A 22,103-nucleotide genomic window follows, 5' to 3' on the forward strand; every position below is an offset into this window, starting at 1 on the left:
TGTGCTGGCGGGGATAAGCGCAAATAGGTGTCAGTCAACAATATACAACAGTGCGCAAAACTTAAGAAAGCTAGCCTATCCTGCCAAGTCGTTCATATTGACGATAGGTAGCATCACTGCCATAACGATGATCATTACGATAATGCCCATAAACACTAGCATCAGCGGCTCAAGTAGCGATAATAAAGTGCTGATAAAATTTGTGGCTTCCGCTTCTTGCATGTTGGCGGCGCGGCTCAGCATATTTTCAAGCTCGCCTGAGTTCTCCCCGCTCTTAATCATCTGTACCATCATTGGCGGAAAGTACGAGGAGCGCTCAAGCTGACTTGAGAGACTCGCGCCTTCGGTGACTCGGTCGGCCGCGGTCATAATGGTCTGCTGAATATGCAAGTTCGTCGCCACCGCCGCGCCGATGTGCAGCGCCTCAATCAAAGGCACGCCAGAGCGTACCAATATCGCAAGGGTGCTAGCAAAACGGGCGGCATTCAGGCCCTTAGATAGTCTTGCCAATATCGGTAGCTTGAGTACCAAACTATCGATAGCCAGCTTACCGGCCTGCGTTTGCGCGAAGCGGTATAAGACAAATCCAGCCGCCACTAAGACAAGTAATATCAGCCACCACCAGTCGGTAATGATATTCGATAGCGTCAGCACTACTTGCGTAATCCAAGGCAGCGCTTGCTCGGATTGCTCAAACACTTTGACGATTTTGGGCACCACAAAGCTCATCAGCCCCATGATGACCGCCGCTGCCATGACCATCAATATAATGGGATAGACCATAGCGCCTTGAATCTTCTTTTGTAGTGCAAAGCGGTTTTCGGTGTAGTCGGCGAGCTGATTGAGGATAAGATCTAGATGACCGGATTTTTCGCCGGCAGCGATGGTGGCGATATACAGTGGCGGAAAGCTGGCCGCTTGCTGCAAAGCACGTGCAAGGCTCAAGCCTTCTAACACATGCGAGCGCACTGCAAGCATTAAGGACTTGATATGGGTTTTGGGAGATTGTTTGGCGACAGCCGCTAGTGTTTCTTCTAGCGGAATACCGGCTGCTAGTAGCACGGATAGCTGACGTGTCAGTAGCGCCAGCTCATAGGCAGACGGTTTTTTATGGCGGTTTTTGTGTTTATCTTGTCTGTCATTGACTGCGCTGACCTCTACCGGCGTCCAGTGCTTATCACGCAGCTGCTGGCGTATTTGCCGTGCAGAATCACCTTCTAACAGGCCTTTTTGCATCGCTCCTTGATCATCAAAAGCTTTGTAATGATAAGCGGCCATAACAGCAAGGATCCTAAATGAGCGAATAAGGGAGAAGTAGCACGATAATAGCGCAAACCAAACAGCTTTAAAGATGCAGCTTATAAAGCGGCTTTCACTTTTAAACCTACTAAAGCGCTAGAGTCTCGGTTAAGAATGAGAGCAATGAAAAAGATGAACGGCTAGAACAAAGGCGTCGAATCTTGACTCTCAGGCATCATTCCTTGTAGCAATAATACCTCTAAGTGCTGCTGTTGTAGCTTTTTATCGAAGTCATTGACCTCAGCAATCAGCATTTTTTCGATGCGTTTGTCGCTAGCATAAACGCTTAAACGTGCACAAATCACCGCCAATTGATAAACGCGCTTTTTGCAGTAGCCGTCTAGACCTTGTAGCAAACGTACCATATAAGGCGTCTCGAGACTGGCATAGTCATAGCCCTCAACCACTTGCTCGCCAAGCGGAGCGACCCCATAGCTTATCGATAGGTGCGCGCAAAAATAACAGCTGAATAAATAACCTATGACATGTCCGATATAATAGCCACGATCATAGGTAAAGCTACTGACACCGAAATGACCTAAAACATAGCTATTTAGGCTAGCTTGATCAACGATGGGCTTGCCATGTTTGAGCTTGCCGATAGTAGGCAGGCGCAGCGGATTGTGTCCGTCCTGCGCGGTGAGCTGCCAACCTGCTGGCTGCTGCGCGGGCATGTTGCTGACGATATCAGCGATAATATCATCAACCACATGTAGCTGTTGCCAAAGACGCTCTATAGACTCCACCTCAAGCAAACCGCGCTTATCGAGTTGCTTGGCGAGCGTAAACTGCTGATATTCAGCGAACTGCGTCTTTAGGGTTTGTACTAAATAAGTGGGACGCACGTTCGCCGGAGCCAGATAAAGCAGGCGCGTACGCTCATGTTGGTCACGGTAAAGTGCTAGGCGCTGCTCTGCCACACTGCCTTGTGTATCAGGCGCGGCAACGCTTTGATCTATGGCTACCGGTACTAAAAATCGCTGTACTAGCTCAGCCTTATTAGGCGCTGCCGTAGAGGATGATGACTTGCGATACACGCTATCTTTATTTGTATGCTCATCACTCGTTATAGCACTCGTTGTAGCCTTGTCACTACTTATAGGGTGGTCACTACTATCATGAGCGGCAGCTGCAAGCGTGGCAAAGTGTTGCTCAGAATTTGGTTGGGTCATAACATATCTTCGCTAACAAAAATAAATATCGTTTCGGCAGTATCGTTTTGGGATTGATACTCTAAAACGAGTCACTGTCTATAGTACCTGAACCCACTGCCATTGTCAGCTGCCCTAACAGCAGATAGCGCGCTGTTTATATATCTTAAGACAACAGCGCTACTCGTGGCATAGGACATTACGCTAAAGGAATTTATATCAGTAGCGCTAGGTTGCACCTAAGTATTGCTTGTCTTTAGGGCAACCTATGAACCAAAAAAAACCTAAGATTATAAAGTTAATCCTAGAGCTTATCAGGTTTAGATGACTAAATTTATAATGTTAGAACACCATGACATTGCGGCACTAAAACATCAAGATTTGCTTGAATTACACCGCTATCTTTTTTTGATACTGCTGGCGATAGGCTTTAGGTGACACGCCATAAACGCGTTTGAAAGCTTGGCTAAACGTAGAGTCTGAAGCATAACCGACCAGCTCACTGATACGGCTAATACTGTTTTGCTGTAAGCGTAAATAGCGTGATGCTAAGCGTAGACGATAGTCAATTAAGTAAGTCAAAGGCGGCATACCGACCACCTCTTTGAAGCGCTGCGCGAAACTCGAGCGCGACATGCCGGCCACTTCAGCAAGCTTATGAATCGTCCAGTTTTCATTGGGCTCATAATGCATAGCGGCTATCGCTTTAGCTAAATAGGGGTCTTTTAGCGCTCTTAGCCAATTATCAGTGGTCTCAGGCAAGCTCTCTATATAAGTGCGCAGACACTCAATCATCATAATACCGGCCCAGTGATTAATAACGGCCGTCTTACCCATGCGCTCTTTTTCAGACTCTAAAGTGAGTAGTTTGACCTCGATATCTACCACCCCAAACCTAGCATCTGAGGCATCACTAAGCTCAGGTAAAATCGAGGGCAGCACCGATAATAAAGGCCGAGTCATCTCTTTATCATATTGGCACTCGATTAAAATCAAAGACACATTGTTATCATCAGCTGAATTAAGCTCGATAATACTATCTGCCTCATTGACCAATCTAGCATCCAAAGATTTTGCTTCATTACCATGATAGTTTAGAGCATAGCTAATATGCTGAGCCGCATTAGATATCATAATAATATCACCAGCGTGAGCTTGGCGTACTTCGCTACCAACATCCAGACAAAATCCGCCAGATAGGACTAAATAAAACAAGATGGTATCTTTTTTGTCGATTGCATAAGACCAGTTACCAGCGCCATTGATGCGATGATATTTGGTTTCAAACAAATTCACGTTTTGTAATAACACGCTTAGGGTATCCATCGATTTTTCCTTCAACAATCCAATGACTAATTAGTCAGCGGTAGCAAAATAAACCACCTATCTATTAGCAAACAAGTCAAATCGTTCAACTTGGACTCTAAATAAGAATATACATACGCTAAACACATCTTACACTTAAACAATACCATTATTTTTGGCTTCTACAAAGTATATAAAAGTCGTGATAAAAGTCTAATTATAATCGCAAGTGTTTAGCGAGCAGCTAAAAAGCGCAAAAATACAAAATCCAGACGCAAAAAAATGCCCAACAAGGCGAGCATTAATAGATTTTATACGATTTAGGGTTTAAACATTTGGAAGTTTGAGCTAAAGAAAAGACAGGATTAGGCTTTGTCAGCGGCACAGTAGTGAGCGATAAGGCCTACTAAAAGTAGTAAGAAGGAGAGATATAGAAAAATATGGGGCGACTGATGGGACTCGAACCCACGACAACCGAGATCACAACCCGGGGCTCTACCAACTGAGCTACAACCGCCATAACTACTGCCAAGGAAAGCAAGGTTTGCAGGCTAAATGGCGCGCCTGGCAGGATTCGAACCTGCGACCACCTCCTTAGAAGGGAGATGCTCTATCCAGCTGAGCTACAGGCGCTCTTAAGGGCTCTTTATCTATTTGGCTAAGCTATTATCTAAACATCAGCAACTAAACCATTATACATAAAAAAAAGCCTGTAAGGCTCTTAAAATAGATGGTCGGAGTGATAGGATTCGAACCTACGACCCTCTGGTCCCAAACCAGATGCGCTACCAAACTGCGCCACACTCCGAAATTCTCTATTGTCTCGCTAGCGCAAACGATTAAATAATTATTAGCTATCAGATGAACTGCGCTTTTAATTACGTCGTGTTCCTCGCTATCGAGGTGCACATATTAAGGGGTAAACACGATACTGTCAACACCTATTTTTAAATAATTTTATTTGGCACCACTTTAGAGACAAAATCAGGATCTCTTAAGCGTTTTATCCAAACCGCTCATTACTATCTTCACCGCTCGATACAGGCTCTAGTATCTGACCCGTCAAGACATTAAATGGCATGAGCCAAAGCGCTCCCTCTGTAGGCTTAGTACTACAAGTGCTGTTTTGAGCGCGATTTGCCGTACTGTTATCTGCGTTAGTAGTAGGGCCAAAACGTGCGTCCCGCTGACGATGGAGCGCGATCGGCCGCGAGCGGCCATCAGTTACAGGATAGACCAGCCAGACTTGCTCGGCTTGATAGGCCTGCGCGTAACTACTGAGCTGATAAGCATCACTTGCGCTGATGTCACCCGCTTTAGCTAACAGCTTCCATTTGATATCTATAACATGACTACAATAACGAGTAGCGCCCCTTTCATTACTACGGCTAGCGCCGCCCTGCTCTGATGCCTGCCGATAAATCAATAAATCAGGACGCATAGACAGCTGCGCTTGTCCTAAATGATCTTTGAGCCAGACGTGCTGAGCTTGATAAAGAGGCAGATAATGATCTTGGCTTTGAGCGAAATAGTTAGCGATCCTTAGGCTCGCCCACTGCTCGAAGGCTAGGTTCATGTTGAGTAATAGACACAGGCGTATTGGTGCTGAATGACCAAGGTCTGACTGTTGATCACCCCTTTGATGACTGCTGATAATATTACCCGTAGGCATCGTTGCCGCTTGAGTCTTAAGTAGCCAATAAGCAAAAGCTAGCAGCTGCTGAGATGCTTGACGTTGCTGCCTACCAACGGGTTGCTGGCTAAGCTGCTGCTTGGCACTGATATATAGTGAGTCGAGCTGCTGATACTCGTGCGGTCTAAGAGCCATGATACTGCGCCACGCTAGCCAGTATTTGGGCAGTAGCGGAGCTGTCAAGAGGGGCTCAACAAGCTGCAAGGCGCTTTTGATCAGCCGATTACTGAGCATTTGCGTGCTGAGCGTACTGACTTCGCTGACAAACTTATGCGGCTGATGGCTATTGTCTCGTAGCTGCTCTTTGATACGCAGTTTGCCTTGCAAAGACGCTTGGTTCTCAACCGTCGTTTGATAGTGCTGACTTGGCTGATGACGGCTGAGTAGCTGCAAAAACTGCTCTAGTAGCCACTGCGATATAGGAACACCTGCTACCGGTAGCGGCGTCAAATTGGCGCTAGCTTGACCGAAGTTTTTGAGCGCTGGTAGCTGATCATCGTTGGCATTAATTAAAGTACTTAGCATCTGCTCAACCCACTGGCGAGTTTGTACTATGCTATCAAGATGCGCGTGCTCAAAATTTGCGTGCTCAAAATGCGAATCACTCTCTAAGGGCGAAGTTTTGGACTTCTCGCTAACGGTATGAGCAAGCGTTTTTGGTAGTATCTCCAAAGTAATATGACTGGGCAGCAGGATAACGCCTATATAATGACCGACTCTGAGCTGCCATTGACCACGCTGACGCTTAATACTAAATACTGGCAGCTCTTGCGCCATCAGCCAGTTAAAGTCGCTAGCATGAGTAAAATCATGCACAGTTAAGCGTTGATGCTCGTGCACGCTCATCACGACTAGAGCGGCGCCATCTGTGTTTGTTTTAAATACCATCGTTTATTCTTTAAATAGGATTGCCATGTAGCTTCAATATAAGCGTTGATACGCTGCCGCTTGAACAAACTTACCCTTACCAGCTAGCAAGTCAGCATTGATAACATAACCGCTATGGCCCATATTGGATGAGGCAAAAATACCGTTAGACGCCAAAACATGTGAATGAGCAGCTCTATCATTATAAGCCTTTGCATCCTGAGCCACTGCGTGCTGAGTACTCATCTGCGCATCTTGAATAAACTGCGCGGCCAAAGGCTGCCCCTCATCACAAAATAAAAACTGTAGCATCTTTAGCTGTCCGCCAGTAGCTTGGGCTAATTGCGGAATGATCTGCTCTACTAGCGCCGCTTGCAGCTGCGCTAGCGTATTAACGGTGAATAAAAACGCATGACCTAACTGCGCTTCTTGCCCAAGCGTCTGCGTGATTCGGCTGTTGATTCCAGCCAATAACCGCCCTAAATCAACCGCCTCCCTATCGACGCAAATCGTCGCGAGCAGTTCAGGCTGCGGCGGACAATCAATAAAGCGAAAACGTCGGCGTAGTGCCATATCGAGCGGAGCTAACGAATGGTCTTGGGTATTCATTGTGGCATAGATATCGACATTGGCCGGAACGCTAAAGGAGCGCCCAGAATACGCAAGCGTCACAGACATGGCATTAGGCGTGCCCACACGTTTGTCCGGCTCAATCAAACTTAACAGCTCGCCGAACACGCGAGCAACATTGGCGCGATTGATTTCATCAATCAGCATAGCGTAACGCTGCTCAGGATCATGAGCTGCGCGCTGACACAGCTGTAAGAACGCGCCGTCTTGTACCTCGTAGCTGACTTGTCCTGAGCGGTGAGCACCGAGCACCGGACGAATGCCTTCAACAAACTCCTCATAACCATAAGCCTGATGAAAGCTCACCATACTAAAACGCTCGTTACGTATGGGTTGAGCGCTGCTAGTTTGCTTAGCTTGACGATACTCCGTTAGCTGCTGCTGTAAGCCCTCAAGTAATGTCACACTATCGGCCAACAAATACCAAGCGCCGCTCTTATCTTTATCAAAATAAGCTTGGCTGGCGCGCTTATCACAGCTGACCGTTTGTGAACCGATTGGACTATGCGTCTGCAGTACCGACCAAACCGTATTATTAAGGTTTTTGAGGCGCTCATTTTGCGCCGCTTTGGTAACAAAAAACTCATGCGCCACGATTTCTGGTACTTTCACTAAGTCTTTTTGCTGCGTTTTTTTGTCTAATAAAATTAGGCAGACCACTTCGCGCCAGCTCAATTCACTGACCAGCTGCGTTAGCCACATCTGGTGGTCAATGGTAGGCAAACAGTCGCTGTACTGCTTGGCGATTTGTAGCAGTCGATACGTTTTGCCCGTACCAGCAACGCCGCTATAGATGACGTTGACGGGGTTTTGGTTAGCAGATAAAGTTTCGGTGGGGCTCATAGATCTCATAACGTCACTGTATATTACTGTATTTTGAGGGCGTGTTAGTTTATGCTAATAAACAAAACGATAAGTCGCTCAATGCTATCATATGCCGCTTATCTCTCATTGCAATATGACTTTTAAATGGTGTCACCCTAGGAATATTATATGTCAGGATTATTCAATAACTTACCCCGTAAATTAACCAAAAAAGTCACCGAAAAGGTTCCCAGTCAGTTGCCTGAAAAGGTCGCCGAAGCTATCAATACGGTCACGGACAAAGAAGAGCAAACCAACGCAGCCAGTACCTTAAAGCCTGTGAATAATCAATTCTCCAAGCTATTATCAGTCACTAAATATCTGCCTAGTGGCGCGCGCTCTACGATTTTATCCAAAGCCTTTGGTAAAGTGGTGCCTTATGTTGGAACGACTGGCGTTTATTACGAAACTGTTGAGCCCAACCAAGTCATCGTCAGCTTAAAAAACGACAAAGGCGTGCAGAACCATATCGGCTCTATCCATGCGGTCGCCGTGACGTTACTGGCTGAAACGGCCACAGGATTTATTTTGGGTCTTAACTTGCCAACAGATCGGATGCTACTGATAAAATCCTACTCGGTCAATTTTTATCGCCCGCTCAAAAAAGGCCAAGTCGCGGCAGTCGCGACTTTATCTGACGAGCAGCGCTTAGAGATTCTAAATACGCCAAAAGGTGAGATGGTCATCCCTTGCGTCATCAATGATCGAGAATCTGAAAGCACCCGCGACCCTATCACCGTTGAGATGACTTGGGCTTGGATACCCAAATCTGAGCTAGAAGCGCGTCGTCAAGGCCGCGAATCATCCGCGCAAGAGTCAGAAACCAATAACACTGATAACACTAATAACTCCGACAATACTGATAACGCTGAGCAAAACTCTATAGATAAAGAACAGACGGATACTTAGCTCAAAAGCTAGCATTAGAGTTGTTGGTCAATACATTGATGAGCAATCACAATAATCATTGATAACGTTAGCTAGCAATGCCTAAAACTAAGAATATCTAAAACTAAACCTGCAATAATAAGGATAAAATAATGATGACTTATCATAAATCACTTGCCGCAAAACTTGGCAAAACCTTACCTACCGCAGCACTAGCTCTAGGCTTAGCTTTTAGTGCGCAGGCGGCTACTACAACTAACCCGACCTTAACCCAATCCAAACCGATATTTTTGGGCGGCGGCGGTGAGTATCCGTTCTCAAGTGCTGTTCGCGTCGGTAACACGTTGTATATGTCAGGACAAATCGGTTTTAAAGACGGTAAGTTGGTCGAAGGCGGCGTCAAAGCAGAAGCTAAACAAGCGCTAGATAATATCAATGGCACGCTACTGCAGTACGGCTATCAAAAGTCGGATTTGATCAAATGTATGGTCATGCTCACGGACATGGGCGACTTTAATGACTTTAATGACGTTTACAAAACCGAGCTGGCTAAGCCTTATCCAGTACGCTCTGCTTTTGGCGTAGCAGACTTAGCGGCTGGAGCAAGTGTTGAGATCGAATGTATGGCTGCTAAATAATATAACGCAGTTTCATGCTTGATTTAAGTTTAAGCGTCCTCTAGCAGGGCGCTTTCTTTGGTCACCCGCAGTACCTCCTCCAAAGTGGTGCGTCCCGCGATGACTTTATGCAAGCCATCAGCGCGAATCGATGGCGTCTGCGCGCGCGCGTAGCTTTCAAGCTCAAACTCGGCGCTATTACTATGAATCATCCGCCGCAAGGTCTCGTCGATAGGCACAACCTCATAAATAGCGGTACGCCCTTTAAAGCCGGATTGATTGCACTTATCACAGCCGACAGGTTTTGGCAGCTTAATCTGGCTTTGATTGTCGATAGCGATCTCGCTAAACAGCCTAGCCTCCTCGGTATCAGCAACTTGCCAACGATGACAGTGACTACATAGCGTACGCACCAAGCGCTGCGCCACCACGCCGATCAGTGAGGATGATAATAAAAACGGCTCCACGCCCATATCTTGCAGACGTGTCACTGCGCCAATGGCCGTATTAGTATGCAAAGTCGATAGCACTAAGTGACCCGTCAAAGAAGCTTGCACCGCAATCTCAGCAGTCTCAAGATCTCGAATCTCCCCTACCATTACCACATCTGGATCTTGACGCAGCATCGCGCGCAGGCTTTTGGCAAAGGTCATATCGACCTTATTATTGACCTGCGTCTGCCCGATACCATCGAGCTGAAACTCAATCGGATCCTCAGCGGTCAAGATATTGCGCGTCTGATCGTTAAGATCAGTCAACGCGGCATAAAGGGTGGTGGTTTTACCTGAGCCTGTCGGGCCAGTCACTAAGATAATACCGTGCGGCCGATGAATTAAATGCTTAAGCTGATGGTAGTCGTTATCAGCGAGCCCTAAGTAAGTCATGTTAAGACGCCCCGCTTGCTTATCGAGCAGACGCATCACCACCCGCTCGCCAAAGCTTGAGGGCAGCGTCGATACCCTGACATCCACCTCGCGCCCTGCCAGTCTCAAACTAATACGCCCATCCTGCGGTACGCGCTTTTCAGCGATATCAAGCTTGGCCATGACTTTAATACGCGAGACTAATAAGGGCGCCAGTTGCCGCTTGGGGGTGATAATCTCCTTGAGCTCACCATCAACGCGAAAACGCACCACTAAGCGCTTCTCAAAAGTCTCGATATGGATATCTGAAGCATTCAAGCGGATTGCTTCAGATAACAGCGCATTGATGAGCCGAATAATAGGCGCATCATCTTGGCTGTCCATCAAGTCTTCAGTCTCAGGCACACTATCCGCCAAACTATCGAGATCGGGGTGATCCTCAAGGCCGGCGGCAATGTGCTGCGACTCACCAGTATTGCCTGCATAAGCGGCGTTCATGCGTTTTTCGAACTCATCAGCACTAACGCTGCTATACTCAGGCGCCGCGCGTAGCCCTTGCTGCTGCAAAAACCGCACTGCTTCATTGATAGCCGATAACGGCGTCGCTTTAGTCAGCAACAGCGTCGGCGGCATATCAGAATCGATGGCAGGTATCGCCAATAACTGATGGCGCTTAGCAAAGCTGTACGGCAGTGGCATCATAATGTTGACCTAATAACGAGAGAGTCTAAAAACGGGATAATAAATTAGCTTAAGCATAGCTGATACATCAAAAAAAGCTTACGCGTCATGCATGTCAACCGTTATTTTATAGCGCTAAAGATAGCGTCGAAAGTTTTTTAGTAAGCTTCTATGATTTTGTTATAATAACACTTTTGCTACTTTTGAGCGCTTAGATAATAGCTAGACTGTACTACTGATTCACTATGTTATGTTGATAATGTTTAGCTTATTTGGCTCAATACAATACTGAAATAGCTCTTTTTTGATCGTTGTTTCAGCATCTGTATCCTTCACACCATCCTCATGAATAAGCTATCAGGACTTATGATATGTCACAAGCGATAACGACAGCTAACGACCACAGCGCTGCAACTGTAGACCAGCTAGATACTTTCACCGTAGGTAGCCGGACATTTTCATCGAGGCTGCTGGTCGGTACGGGCAAATATAAAGATCTAACCCAAACAGGTGAAGCAATTACTGCCTCTGAGGCTGAGATTGTCACTGTCGCTATTCGCCGCACCAATATCGGCCAAAATAGCGATGAGCCTAATCTACTAGAAGTCATCTCGCCAGATAAATATACCATACTACCCAATACTGCTGGTTGTTTCGATGCCGATAGCGCGGTACGCACTTGTAAATTGGCCCGTGAGCTATTAGGCGGTCACAACCTTGTCAAGCTTGAAGTACTCGGTGATGAAAAAAGCCTCTACCCTAATGTCACTGAGACTCTAAAGGCGGCTAAAGTGCTCATCGATGATGGGTTTGAGGTCATGGTCTACACCTCAGATGATCCTATCGTCGCTCAGGAATTAGAGAGTATGGGCTGCGTTGCTATTATGCCTTTAGGAAGCCTTATCGGCTCAGGTCTTGGCCTGCTAAACCGCCACACTCTGAGCTTAATTATTGAAAATGCCAACGTGCCAGTCTTAGTTGATGCAGGCGTAGGTACTGCCTCCGATGCCGCTATAGCGATGGAGCTTGGCTGTGATGGGGTGCTGATGAACTCAGCGATTGCTCATGCACAAAACCCAGTCTTGATGGCTGAGGCTATGAAGCAAGCGGTTCGTGCTGGCCGCGCCGCCTTCTTAGCAGGGCGTATGCCAATGCGCAAAGTGGCGACTGCCAGCTCGCCACAAACTGGTTATTTCTTTCAGTAGTCATTAGAATCAGCTGAGCTTTGCTTTATATTATTTTTAGTGAATATTAGGGCGTGTTGAACATTCGAACATGGCACTGACAGAGACTATTTTTTAGGCGATTTGCAGATAAAAATGGTAAGTTTAGTCGTTCTAAGCGTCTATTTTTATCAATAAAGCGGCAAAAAATAGTCCTGTCCCTGTTGCTGTCGTGAGGGCTGATGCTAAAATCACCCTAGTCGTTGCGACTGTTTAAATAAAATCAGCTAGCCAATGCAATAAGCATTACCTGCAATTTTAACGACGACTAGAACACAGCTTTGATAAACTAGTAGCGATCAGCAGTGCGCATTTGTGAATGTTCAACACGCCCTAATTGAATTAGTTATATTCTCTCTCTATTGCCCTACTGCCATAAAAGGATTTAGCATGCGACTAATGACAGCCGTTGATCAGCTTTTTTTACTCCTTGAGTCTCGTAAGCAGCCCATGCATGTGGGCGGCTTATTTTTATTTGAATTGCCAGAAGAAGAACAAGGAAAAGATAGCGAATTTGTTTATCAGCTCGTCCAACAACTGCAAAACTCTGAAGTGCCGCCAAGCTTTCCATTTAATCAAGTATTAGAAAACTTGCTATTTTGGAAGACAGATGATCAGTTCGATGTTGAGCATCATTTTCGCCACGTAGCGCTGCCTAATCCTGGCCGCGTACGTGAGCTGCTCATGTACATCTCCAAAGAGCATAGCCGCCTATTAGATCGAGCGATGCCGCTATGGGAGTGTCACGTTATCGAAGGTATTTTGCCAGAAGCTGAAGGGATGCCTGAGCGTTTCGCTTTATACTTCAAAATTCACCACTCATTAGTCGATGGCATTGCCGCGATGCGCTTGGTACAAAAAGCGTTGTCACAATCACCCAATGAGCCGGTGACGCTACCTATCTGGTCACTCATCACCCGTCATGGCAAAAAAGCTGAAAACCTACTTCCCACTGCCCGCTCCACTTCGCGTATCATTAAAGAGCAGCTATCGACTATCAAGCCGGTATTTACAGAACTTATCGATAACTTTAAACACAGCGGTAAGCCCGATTATGTCGGTACCTTTGATGCGCCGATGAGTGTGCTCAATCAGCGTATTTCAGCCTCACGTCGTATCGCTGCGCAGTCCTATGATTTACAGCGTTTTTATACTATTGCCGATGCCTTTGGTGTCAATCAAAACGATGTGGTACTCGCGGTTTGTGCCGGTGCTATCCGTCGCTATCTACTCACTATGGAGGCGCTACCGAGCAAGCCTTTGATTGCGTTTGTTCCTATGTCTCTACGTAATGATGAGAGCGCCTCTGGTAATCAAATCTCCTTTTTGATGGCTAATTTGGGGACGCATCTTGAAGACCCTATTAAGCGGATGCAATTGATTCATGACAGTATGAATAGTGGTAAGCGCCGCTTTCGCCGCATGAATAAGGCGCAAGTTATCAACTATAGCGCCATCGCTTACGCTTGGGAGGGTCTCAACGTTCTAACGGGAATATTCCCCAAAAAACAAGCGTTTAACCTGATTATCTCTAACGTACCCGGCTCAAAAGAGCCGCTATACTGGAATGGCGCGCCGCTAAAAGCACTATATCCAGCCTCCATTTTGGTCGATGGGCAGGCGATGAATATTACTTTGGCGACTTACTTAGATAAGATTGAGTTTTGTATCACCGCGTGTAGTAAGCTGCTACCCCGCGTACAGGATATTTTACTGCTTATGGAAGAGGAGCTGAGCCTGCTTGAGAATATCTGCGCAGAGAAGCGCTTAGGCGTTCGCTACTAATTTGACGCCATCAATTCGTTAGTCATCGAGGCTAATGCTTTATCTTGAATCAATAAAAAAGCTGACCTCTATGAGGTCAGCTTTTTGCTAATAGTTTTTACTATTGGTTTTACCGCTTTGCATCAGTTATTTAAACCTAGCGCTGTTTAACTGATGTTAGTTAACTACTGTAGCGCGTCACCCCAGCAAGGGACGACCGTTTGCATAAGTGGTTTTAACAGTTTGACATTACAGGCAAAAATGGAGCCTGAAGTCATAGAGTTATGAGCGCCGGTGTGATCGACGACTGTGCCGCGAGCTTCAGTGACAATCAGCTCGCCTGCAGCGATATCCCAAGGCTTGATAGACATCTCAAAGTAGCCATCAAAACGACCGGCAGCTACGTAGCACAAATCTAGCGCCGCTGAGCCTAGACGGCGTACTTGCCCGCCCGCCTCAGAGATTTTTTGTAAGCTCTCAAAGTGCTGTTTGGCATAAGAGACGACTTCGCCGTTACGATGACGCTCTAAAGGATGACCGGTAGTGAATAGACCGCCCTCTAAGGTTTTGCGATCGGTGACTTGCATACGGCGGTTGTTCAAACGCGCGCCTTTGCCGCGGCTGGCTGAAAACATCTCATCACGTACTGGGTCGTAAACGACGCCATGCTCAGTGACGCCTTTGTACTGCACAGCGATAGACACGCAAAACTGCGGTACACCGTGGACAAAGTTCTTAGTGCCATCTAACGGATCGATAATCCAGCACCAGTCCGCATCTTCGCCGCGGCCGTCTTGTCTACCAAACTCTTCTCCTAAAAAGGAGTGGTCAGGATAGCTGGCTTTGAGCGTGGCAATCGTTAACTCTTCGCTATAGCGGTCGATACGAGTCACTAAACCATCGAGCCCTTTTGACTCAGTATCTAGCTCGACTTTGTGACGATTTTGATGCGCGTATAGTATCTCTTTACCGACTTTTTCGGCAGCACGCGCTGCGATAACGACCATGGGTTCCATAAATAACCTATTTACTTGAGTGATAAAATAATATGTAAAAATTGAAGAAAAAAAATACTGAAAAAAACTTAGAGATAAAAACTCTATGATAAAAGCTGCTGGAGCTGCTTGACGACTCCCATGACATCTAGACCACTATCAGCCCACTGCTCAGCTTGCGAGCCATGAGCGATAAACCGATCGGTAATCCCAATGTTGCGCAGTAAAGGCCGCTGCTGTCTAAAAGCGGCAGAGTCGTTAAAGAGATACTCATTAACCGCACTGCCGGCGCCGCCCATAAGCATATGCTCCTCTAAAGTTGCGATATGAGTCACTCCTTGCGCAAGTATTGACTCAATCAGCTCGCTATCTAAAGGTTTGACCCAGCGCATATTGACCACTTGTACTTGTAGCGTATCTTCGCTGCTATGGCTTTGATCAATGATACGAGTTGCGGCCTCTTGCGCTGTCGCGACCATAGTACCAAAAGCCAAAATCGTAAGCTTAGTGGGCGCATTATCATCTCCGAGTACAGACTCTACCACCGCCTGCCCGACTTTATATTGCTGCAGCGGGCGCTCGATGACCGCACCAATGCCATTTCCTCGTGGATAACGGACTGCAGCGGCACCTTTATACTCATAACAAGTGTTCAATAACTGATAACACTCGTTTTCGTCTTTTGGCGCGGCGATTATTATGTTGGGTACGCAGCGTAAAAACGCAAAATCAAAGACTCCAGCATGAGTCGCGCCATCTTCACCGACAAGTCCAGCTCTATCGATAGCAAAGGTAACATCAAGATCTTGTAGTGCCACGTCGTGTATCAGTTGATCATAGCCGCGCTGCAAAAAAGTTGAATAGATAGCGACGATCGGTTTGACGTCTTGCGTTGCCATACCTGCAGCCAAAGTGACGGCATGCTGCTCGGCAATAGCCACATCAAAAAAGCGCTCTGGGAACTGACGCGCAAAGTCAGTCATGCCTGAACCTTCCTCCATCGCCGGCGTGATAGCCAGCAGACGCTCATCGGTAGCGGCTTTATCGCACAAAAACCGCCCAAAAACTTGCGAATACTTTAAGGCAGAAGTAGCGGCACAATTAACAATAGGCGCTTGTTCAGCACTTTTTTCTTCGTTATGAGTTTGTTGGCTATTGGTGCTATTATTTTGCGTAGCATCGGTCTTAGCACTGGTTTCAACAGGCAGTTTGCTAATAGCGTGATAACCCACAGGATCCGCTTCCGCTGGCGCAAAGCCTTTGCCTTTAGTGGTATAGATATGCACCAGTACTGGACCTGACACTTGCTTAGCCAGTGATAACACACGCACCAGTTCAGGGATATTATGACCATCAAAAGGGCCAAAATAAGTAAAGCCTATCGCTTTAAATAAATTGTCTTCTATCACCGGCACGTCACGCATCTCTTTGTGGCGTTTACGGCGATCAAAGCCTTGCATATAAGGGCGGTGGCATAAAATAGGCTCGCCAGCATCTGAGATATCGACTTGATAGCCCGACTCCCAGAGCATTGCTAAATGACGCGAAAATCCGCCAATAGAACAAGAAATGGACATATCGTTGTCGTTCAAAATGACTAGTAGATCGGCATCTTGTTGGACTGCATCGTTCATGGCCTCAAAAGCCATACCGCCCGTCATCGCCCCATCACCAATGATACAAGCAACCGTTTGCGCGAGGCCTTGATAGCGCAGCGCCAAGCTCATACCTAAACCGGCTGAAATCGATGTAGAGGAATGTCCAACGCCAAAGGTGTCATATACGGACTCTACGCGCTCAGGAAATGCAGTTAGCCCATCTTTTGACCGAATACTATGTAGCTGCTCACGGCGGCCAGTCAGGACTTTATGAGCATAAGCTTGATGCCCCACATCCCACACGATCTGGTCGCTTGGCGTGTCTAATAAATAGTGCAGCACGATAGTCAGCTCAATGACGCCTAGATTGGCACCGAAATGACCGCCGCTTTGTCCAGCTGAATACAACAAAAACAGCCGTAGCTCATCGGCTAAGGTTATCAGCTCTGCTGTGTTTAATGATTTAATGTCTTTGGGCAAGTCAATAGCATCGAGCAGTGGCGTGCTTGGACGCACACGCGGAATCTGCACATAAGTTTGCTGCAATGCAGATACGGGCGTAGTCGAATGAGAAGCTGGTAACGTAGACGAATCAGCTGATAAATAAGACTGTGAGGAATGAGGGGATTGCTGCATAAACCGTACTATACCTACCAATCTGCTGACAAGGCATCGCCTTACCATACTGTTATATTATATATGTTACAAGTGACTCTACGAGCGGTATAAAACACAATTAAGCGATGAAGGCGCTATCTCAGTGGCTATCGACATCGACCTAATACACTCATTACCGTCTCGCCACGCGCTGATAGCATACCCCATTACTTTGCATTTATCGCAAGCAATGTTGACGATGCAGTAGCCTGAGTACAAAGACTTGTCACTGTATCTGTTAAAATAGTATGGCATAATAGCATTTTTTTTAATCTGTCGCTTCAATCATCGTGCATCGTCTGTGAACTTTGTGTGTTTTTCTGCTCAATCGGCATCTACCCTATACTCATTTGCAAATATTAAACAGACCCTAGTATTTTAGATAAAAGCAACAATATAGTCCTATAGACGCAACCACTTTTGGACTCTATATATTAAAATATTAGACTCTATAATATTAGACTCTATAATATTAGACTCTATAATATTAGACCCTATGTATTTTTATAGTCGGTGTTTATCTTATAGCAAATAGTTATGGGTGCTGACATATCTCTACTTATCATTTGTGTACAGCATCATAAACAGATAAACGAACCTTAATTATAAACCCTCATTGATAATAAAGCCGTTCTTGAATGTGACGAATTTGATTATCCGATGATCGGCCTTTGCAGGACTTAAATGTCATACCAATTTATTACTAGCGCAGCCCTACCTACTCATCATGGCGATTTTGATATTCATGTCTTTGAGAATGAAGATGGTCAAGAGCATGTAATGCTGACCATAGGCTTGCCCATAGATAAGAAGAATAAGCAAGATAATGCAGACGATCAGCCGATACCTTTGGTTCGTATTCATTCTGAGTGCTTAACCGGCGATGCTTTTGGCTCTTTGAAATGTGATTGTGGTCCGCAGCTTAATACCGCAATGCAGGCCATTCAAGACAATGGCTGCGGCGCTATCTTATATCTACGTCAAGAAGGCCGCGGTATCGGTTTGACCAATAAGATACGTGCTTACGCGCTACAAGATCAGGGCCATGATACTTTAGATGCCAATTTAATGTTAGGCTTGCCCGCAGATGCGCGCATTTATGATATGTGTCAGCCGATGCTTGCGCACGTCGGTGTGGATGAGGTTCATCTCATTACTAACAACCCCGATAAAGTTGCTTATCTAAGCGAAAACGGTGTCAAAGTCGCTAAGCGCATTCCGCTAGTCGTCGGTATCAATGACGCTAACGCTGACTATTTGGCAACCAAACGCGATCGCATGGGGCATCTATTCGATAAAGAGTTCAATACTGCCATTCATCTTAATAAATAAGCGCTGAGTTGGCACACACAGACCTTGAGCGTCTAAACACACTAGATACTATAGATATTTTTATGAGTCATTCAGATAACACTAGCAGTCATTCTCACCCTGAGCCTGTCACCCCTACTCACGACGATATTGCGCGAGTACGAGCGTTTTTAGTTGAGCTACAAGCGAATATCTGTCAAGCGTTAGAAGCGCAAGAGCGTAAAGGTGGCGGAACTGCTACTTTTGCTCCAGATGATTGGGAGCGTCCTGAAGGTGGCGGCGGCCGCTCTTGTATTTTGGCAGATGGTGAGGTTATCGAAAAAGCAGGCGTGATGTTCAGCCATATCCATGTGCATAATCTGCCAGCCTCAGCGACCGCGCGCCATCCTAATATTGCTGGTCGCCGTGCGCAAGCGATGGGCGTGTCCTTAGTGGTACATCCCAAAAACCCAAATGTCCCAACCAGCCACGCCAACGTACGTTTGTTCGTGGCAGAAGCAGAAGGCGAAGCGCCGATTTGGTGGTTTGGTGGCGGCTTTGACTTAACGCCATTCTATCCAGTACTCGCTGATTGTGTGCATTGGCATCAAGTCTGTCATGATCTATGCGCGCCTTTCGGTGACCATATTTATGCTGATTTCAAACAGTGGTGCGATGAGTATTTTCATCTGCGTCACCGCGATGAGCAGCGTGGTATCGGTGGTTTGTTTTATGACGACGTCAGTACAGAGAGTCGCGGCTGGGATTTTGAGACGTGTTTTGACTTTATGAAGGCCGTTGGCAATGGTTATCTTGACGGTATCATGCCGATTTTTGAGCAGCGTAAAGATATGCCTTATACCGAAGCACAGCGTGAGTTTCAGCTCTATCGCCGCGGTCGCTACGTCGAGTATAACTTAGTCTATGATCGTGGTACGCTATTTGGCCTACAGAGCAACGGCCGTATTGAGTCGATCTTAGTGAGTATGCCGCCGCTTGCCAGTTGGCACTATCGTTTTGAGCCAAGCCCCGGCACGGCTGAGTTTGAGCTGACTGATTATTATTTGAAGCCGCGTGATTGGTTGAATTTATAGCTTTTGACGATACAATGAACGCTACTTTTACCGACAAGTGTTTTATAAACTACTTATGGTACAGTTTATAGCGCGATGCTATTGACAGTAGATATGGTAATCAGCAGTATAGTCCGCTATACGTGAAGACTCACTTTTAGGTCAGCTTTTATAGCTGACCTTTATCGTTACAGAGCCTTTATAACGGATCAATTACACAAATACTCTACACAACTCATCGCTGCACCCTATATATTTAGGGCAATAAGTATAAAAAATAAGGGTACTTTTATCATACTTTTAATTTGTACTACTTTTTTTTAGTTGAGAATCACCCTTTAACAACAGCCACTATCTAGGTAAAGCATGAGATAATGCGCCTAACTTAATAGCCATTAAATAAGGAAGTTTGCATATGCTATCCCTTCACCGCAAAACCCCAATAAAATCTATCTTTGGCATCGCTTTGATGTCTGCTGCTCTAGGCCTAACTGCTTGTAGCGCACCTTTAGACCCTGATGTCAAAGCCCGTCAAGATATTATGAAAGATTATGGTGATGCGATGGGTATTATAGGCGATATGGTAAAAGCGCCAGATACCTTTGATGCAGAGCTTTTAAAAGACCAAACCTCATTTTTGGCAGAAGCGTCACAAAACCCTTGGGCACATTTTGAAAACCAAGAAGCCATTGGTAATGCGACCGAAGCCGTTTGGAGCGATAATGCAAGCTTTGTCGCTGAGTCAGAGAAATTTCAACAAGTGACCGCTGAATTGAATAACGCCGCTCAGAGCGCCTCTAGCGTCGATGACTTTGCACCTGCCTTTAAAAAAGTAGGCGCTAGCTGTAAGTCATGTCATACCGACTTTAAAGTCAAAACTGACTAAGATTAAAGACTGACGATCCGTTACTGCTAAGAGCAGAAAATAAAACCGCTATATCAGATGATATAGCGGTTTTTTATTGCCAAAAAATCTCACGCTAACGCAGCTCTTTGAAATAACGCTCTAAGCAAATTACTCTGTCTCTGCTTTTTTGGCATTATCATCATCATTAACATTGTCATCTTGCTCCTTATTTATCTGCTTAACAATAGATTTCACTGAAGGATCGCTCAAATCTATTGTACGTATAGGGAAAGGAATATTGATACCGGCTGCATCCAGCGCTTTTTTGACTTCTACAATGACTTGATGAATAGAAGCGACTTTATTAGCCTGAGTGCCGTTATCAATAAACCAACGTACTGTCAAATCCATAGATGAACCACCAAACCCTGTCGCAATTACGCTTGGCGTCGCTTTTCTCGATACGCTATCAACTTTATCCAAAGCTTGTAGAATCTCAGCTTTTGCTGTTTCGATATCATCCTCATAACCAATACCGACCGCCACTTGCAAGCGGCGCTGTTTGTAGGCGGTATTGACGGTTAATGCCGAGGTATACAGCTCCGAGTTTGGAATCACTACTTGCCGACCATCATAGGTTCTAATCGTCGTTGCACGAATCTTAATGTCTTCAACGGTGCCTTCGTAGTCGCCTGAGACAATCTGATCACCAATACGAAACGGCTCTGAGATCAGCAATAAAATACCAGAGAGCAGGTTTTGGAAGATGTCTTTGAAGGCAAAACCAATCGCCACCGAACCAATACCCAGCGCGCCGATTAATTTGGCTGGTGTAAATCCTGGAATAGCGACAACCATGGCGATCATAAAGCCAATAAACAGAATAAGTGCCCCGCCTATGCGCTGAAACACTTTTACTAAGTTCTGATGACGCACGCGCGCGCCTAAGGTTTTATGCACGACTTTTTTAAAAATAATCGACAACAGCCAAAAAATCCCCAACACAATGAGCGCCGCTACAAAATATGGAATGCGCTCAATAAAGCCACTTGCCAAGTCTTGCGTGGTATAGACCACTTGTTGATAGATGGTTACACCATCGGTTAGCGTGTTCGATAGGCGACTCACGTCGGGGGTGGGCATAAAGGGTTGCTCCTATTGCTGTCTTAGCGCGCGTTTAAGGGGATAAATAAATGAACATCTCACTACTGTTTTGCCAGTTATGACATCAAATCAGCTTGTACGATTTCAATCCAGTAGCCATCAACATCCTTGATAAAGGCAATGTTTTTCATGCTGCCATCTTCTGGACGTTTTTTGAACTCAACATCGTTCTTATCAAACCAAGCGATGGCTTCATCTAGGTTCGGTACGCTAAAACAAATATGCCCAAAGCCTTGAGGGTCTTGGTTGCCATCATGATAGCTAAAGTCAGCTTTTGTCTCAGTGCCATAATTATGGGTCAGCTCTAAGATACCGCGCTGACGGAAAGCAAAGATTTCTAAATCATCACCAGTAGGCAGGTTCTCACGCTCGCTCTCAGTTAGCTTTGCCAAGAAATACAGATCAAATTCCATATCAGGGAATTTTTTGACCGCAAGCAACGTCATACCCAACACGCCAGTATAAAACGCCAATGACTTGGCAGGATCTTTGACGCGTAGCATAGTGTGGTTAAACGTAAAACCTGTCGTTTGCGTAGAGATTGACTGGACGCCATCTGTACTGATACTGCTCGCAGGCTGTGCGATGGTTGCGTTATTATTACTAGATGGAGTAGACATAATTATCCCAATAT

Annotated in this window: 17 protein-coding genes and 3 tRNA genes; 7 read left to right on the forward strand and 13 right to left on the reverse strand. The window is 45.9% G+C overall.

What is annotated here, in order from left to right:
- Nucleotides 1-75 precede the first annotated feature (75 nt).
- The 8 genes from gspF to JMY03_RS02000 form a co-directional block, all read right to left on the reverse strand.
- On the reverse strand, nt 76-1,278 hold the full coding sequence (gspF, locus tag JMY03_RS01965) for a type II secretion system inner membrane protein GspF (RefSeq protein WP_201600588.1): 1,203 nt from the start codon (nt 1,276-1,278) through the stop codon (nt 76-78).
- Nucleotides 1,279-1,439: 161 nt separating this feature from the next.
- Nucleotides 1,440-2,471: a hypothetical protein gene (locus JMY03_RS01970; protein ID WP_227675453.1), complete on the reverse strand. Its 1,032-nt coding sequence runs from the start codon at nt 2,469-2,471 to the stop codon at nt 1,440-1,442.
- A 369-nt stretch (nt 2,472-2,840) separates the two neighbouring features.
- The gene (locus JMY03_RS01975; protein WP_201600591.1) at nt 2,841-3,776 is read right to left on the reverse strand and encodes an AraC family transcriptional regulator; all 936 of its coding nucleotides are present in this window, start codon (nt 3,774-3,776) and stop codon (nt 2,841-2,843) included.
- Between the two features lie 420 nt (nt 3,777-4,196).
- A tRNA-His gene (locus tag JMY03_RS01980) sits at nt 4,197-4,272 on the reverse strand.
- Between the two features lie 39 nt (nt 4,273-4,311).
- Nucleotides 4,312-4,388, reverse strand: a tRNA-Arg gene (locus JMY03_RS01985).
- 98 nt (nt 4,389-4,486) lie between these two features.
- Nucleotides 4,487-4,563, reverse strand: a tRNA-Pro gene (locus tag JMY03_RS01990).
- Nucleotides 4,564-4,758: 195 nt separating this feature from the next.
- Entirely contained in the window at nt 4,759-6,336 is a 1,578-nt protein-coding gene (locus tag JMY03_RS01995; RefSeq protein WP_201600594.1) for an McrC family protein, read from the reverse strand.
- Between the two features lie 33 nt (nt 6,337-6,369).
- Entirely contained in the window at nt 6,370-7,788 is a 1,419-nt protein-coding gene (locus JMY03_RS02000) for an McrB family protein (protein ID WP_227675454.1), read from the reverse strand.
- 150 nt (nt 7,789-7,938) lie between these two features.
- Here JMY03_RS02000 and JMY03_RS02005 point away from each other — a divergent pair, with 150 nt between their 5' ends.
- On the forward strand, nt 7,939-8,718 hold the full coding sequence (locus tag JMY03_RS02005) for a DUF4442 domain-containing protein (protein ID WP_201600600.1): 780 nt from the start codon (nt 7,939-7,941) through the stop codon (nt 8,716-8,718).
- Between the two features lie 131 nt (nt 8,719-8,849).
- The gene (locus JMY03_RS02010; RefSeq protein WP_201600603.1) at nt 8,850-9,335 is read left to right on the forward strand and encodes a RidA family protein; all 486 of its coding nucleotides are present in this window, start codon (nt 8,850-8,852) and stop codon (nt 9,333-9,335) included.
- Between the two features lie 29 nt (nt 9,336-9,364).
- Here the strand turns inward: JMY03_RS02010 and gspE are convergent, their stop codons facing one another.
- Nucleotides 9,365-10,879 (reverse strand): type II secretion system ATPase GspE, encoded by a 1,515-nt coding sequence (gspE, locus tag JMY03_RS02015; RefSeq protein ID WP_201600606.1) that lies wholly within the window; start codon nt 10,877-10,879, stop codon nt 9,365-9,367.
- Nucleotides 10,880-11,229: 350 nt separating this feature from the next.
- On the opposite strand from gspE, the gene JMY03_RS02020 reads away from it, so the two are divergent.
- Nucleotides 11,230-12,063: a thiazole synthase gene (locus tag JMY03_RS02020; RefSeq protein ID WP_227675455.1), complete on the forward strand. Its 834-nt coding sequence runs from the start codon at nt 11,230-11,232 to the stop codon at nt 12,061-12,063.
- A gap of 408 nt (nt 12,064-12,471) precedes the next feature.
- A complete protein-coding gene (locus JMY03_RS02025) occupies nt 12,472-13,866 on the forward strand; it encodes a WS/DGAT/MGAT family O-acyltransferase (protein ID WP_201600608.1) in 1,395 nt (464 codons plus the stop codon).
- 164 nt (nt 13,867-14,030) lie between these two features.
- Here JMY03_RS02025 and JMY03_RS02030 read toward each other — a convergent pair whose 3' ends face one another.
- Together JMY03_RS02030 and JMY03_RS02035 are read right to left on the reverse strand one after the other, a co-directional pair.
- Nucleotides 14,031-14,861, reverse strand: a complete 831-nt coding sequence (locus JMY03_RS02030; protein WP_025645079.1) for an inositol monophosphatase family protein — start codon at nt 14,859-14,861, stop codon at nt 14,031-14,033.
- 83 nt (nt 14,862-14,944) lie between these two features.
- The gene (locus JMY03_RS02035; RefSeq protein WP_201600611.1) at nt 14,945-17,074 is read right to left on the reverse strand and encodes a 1-deoxy-D-xylulose-5-phosphate synthase; all 2,130 of its coding nucleotides are present in this window, start codon (nt 17,072-17,074) and stop codon (nt 14,945-14,947) included.
- A 705-nt stretch (nt 17,075-17,779) separates the two neighbouring features.
- Between JMY03_RS02035 and ribA the strand changes: the two genes are divergently transcribed.
- From ribA to JMY03_RS02050, 3 genes are all read left to right on the forward strand, one after another.
- Nucleotides 17,780-18,427, forward strand: a complete 648-nt coding sequence (ribA, locus tag JMY03_RS02040) for a GTP cyclohydrolase II (RefSeq protein WP_201557547.1) — start codon at nt 17,780-17,782, stop codon at nt 18,425-18,427.
- A gap of 62 nt (nt 18,428-18,489) precedes the next feature.
- Nucleotides 18,490-19,479, forward strand: a complete 990-nt coding sequence (gene hemF, locus JMY03_RS02045) for an oxygen-dependent coproporphyrinogen oxidase (RefSeq protein WP_201600613.1) — start codon at nt 18,490-18,492, stop codon at nt 19,477-19,479.
- A gap of 394 nt (nt 19,480-19,873) precedes the next feature.
- Nucleotides 19,874-20,344 carry a c-type cytochrome gene (locus tag JMY03_RS02050; RefSeq protein WP_201600615.1) on the forward strand — a complete coding sequence of 157 codons (471 nt, stop codon included), beginning with the start codon at nt 19,874-19,876 and terminating at the stop codon, nt 20,342-20,344.
- 129 nt (nt 20,345-20,473) lie between these two features.
- Here the strand turns inward: JMY03_RS02050 and JMY03_RS02055 are convergent, their stop codons facing one another.
- Entirely contained in the window at nt 20,474-21,448 is a 975-nt protein-coding gene (locus tag JMY03_RS02055) for a mechanosensitive ion channel family protein (RefSeq protein ID WP_201600617.1), read from the reverse strand.
- Between the two features lie 77 nt (nt 21,449-21,525).
- The gene (gloA, locus tag JMY03_RS02060; RefSeq protein ID WP_201600619.1) at nt 21,526-22,089 is read right to left on the reverse strand and encodes a lactoylglutathione lyase; all 564 of its coding nucleotides are present in this window, start codon (nt 22,087-22,089) and stop codon (nt 21,526-21,528) included.
- Nucleotides 22,090-22,103: the final 14 nt, after the last annotated feature.

It is taken from the genome of Psychrobacter submarinus, from assembly GCF_904846685.1.
GTDB classification, from domain to species: Bacteria; Pseudomonadota; Gammaproteobacteria; order Pseudomonadales; family Moraxellaceae; genus Psychrobacter; species Psychrobacter submarinus.

Excerpts from the sequence above, each read along its gene's own strand:
- JMY03_RS01970 (WP_227675453.1), bottom strand. The coding sequence starts at position 2,471 with ATGACCCAACCAAATTCTGAGCAACACTTTGCCACGCTTGCAGCTGCC.
- JMY03_RS02035 (WP_201600611.1), bottom strand. The coding sequence starts at position 17,074 with ATGCAGCAATCCCCTCATTCCTCACAGTCTTATTTATCAGCTGATTCG.
- gspE (WP_201600606.1), bottom strand. The coding sequence starts at position 10,879 with ATGATGCCACTGCCGTACAGCTTTGCTAAGCGCCATCAGTTATTGGCG.
- JMY03_RS01975 (WP_201600591.1), bottom strand. The coding sequence starts at position 3,776 with ATGGATACCCTAAGCGTGTTATTACAAAACGTGAATTTGTTTGAAACC.
- JMY03_RS02025 (WP_201600608.1), top strand. The coding sequence starts at position 12,472 with ATGCGACTAATGACAGCCGTTGATCAGCTTTTTTTACTCCTTGAGTCT.
- JMY03_RS02030 (WP_025645079.1), bottom strand. The coding sequence starts at position 14,861 with ATGGAACCCATGGTCGTTATCGCAGCGCGTGCTGCCGAAAAAGTCGGT.
- JMY03_RS02020 (WP_227675455.1), top strand. The coding sequence starts at position 11,230 with ATGTCACAAGCGATAACGACAGCTAACGACCACAGCGCTGCAACTGTA.
- JMY03_RS01995 (WP_201600594.1), bottom strand. The coding sequence starts at position 6,336 with ATGGTATTTAAAACAAACACAGATGGCGCCGCTCTAGTCGTGATGAGC.
- ribA (WP_201557547.1), top strand. The coding sequence starts at position 17,780 with ATGTCATACCAATTTATTACTAGCGCAGCCCTACCTACTCATCATGGC.
- gspF (WP_201600588.1), bottom strand. The coding sequence starts at position 1,278 with ATGGCCGCTTATCATTACAAAGCTTTTGATGATCAAGGAGCGATGCAA.
- JMY03_RS02000 (WP_227675454.1), bottom strand. The coding sequence starts at position 7,788 with ATGAGCCCCACCGAAACTTTATCTGCTAACCAAAACCCCGTCAACGTC.
- JMY03_RS02055 (WP_201600617.1), bottom strand. The coding sequence starts at position 21,448 with ATGCCCACCCCCGACGTGAGTCGCCTATCGAACACGCTAACCGATGGT.
- JMY03_RS02005 (WP_201600600.1), top strand. The coding sequence starts at position 7,939 with ATGTCAGGATTATTCAATAACTTACCCCGTAAATTAACCAAAAAAGTC.
- JMY03_RS02050 (WP_201600615.1), top strand. The coding sequence starts at position 19,874 with ATGCTATCCCTTCACCGCAAAACCCCAATAAAATCTATCTTTGGCATC.
- JMY03_RS02010 (WP_201600603.1), top strand. The coding sequence starts at position 8,850 with ATGATGACTTATCATAAATCACTTGCCGCAAAACTTGGCAAAACCTTA.
- hemF (WP_201600613.1), top strand. The coding sequence starts at position 18,490 with ATGAGTCATTCAGATAACACTAGCAGTCATTCTCACCCTGAGCCTGTC.
- gloA (WP_201600619.1), bottom strand. The coding sequence starts at position 22,089 with ATGTCTACTCCATCTAGTAATAATAACGCAACCATCGCACAGCCTGCG.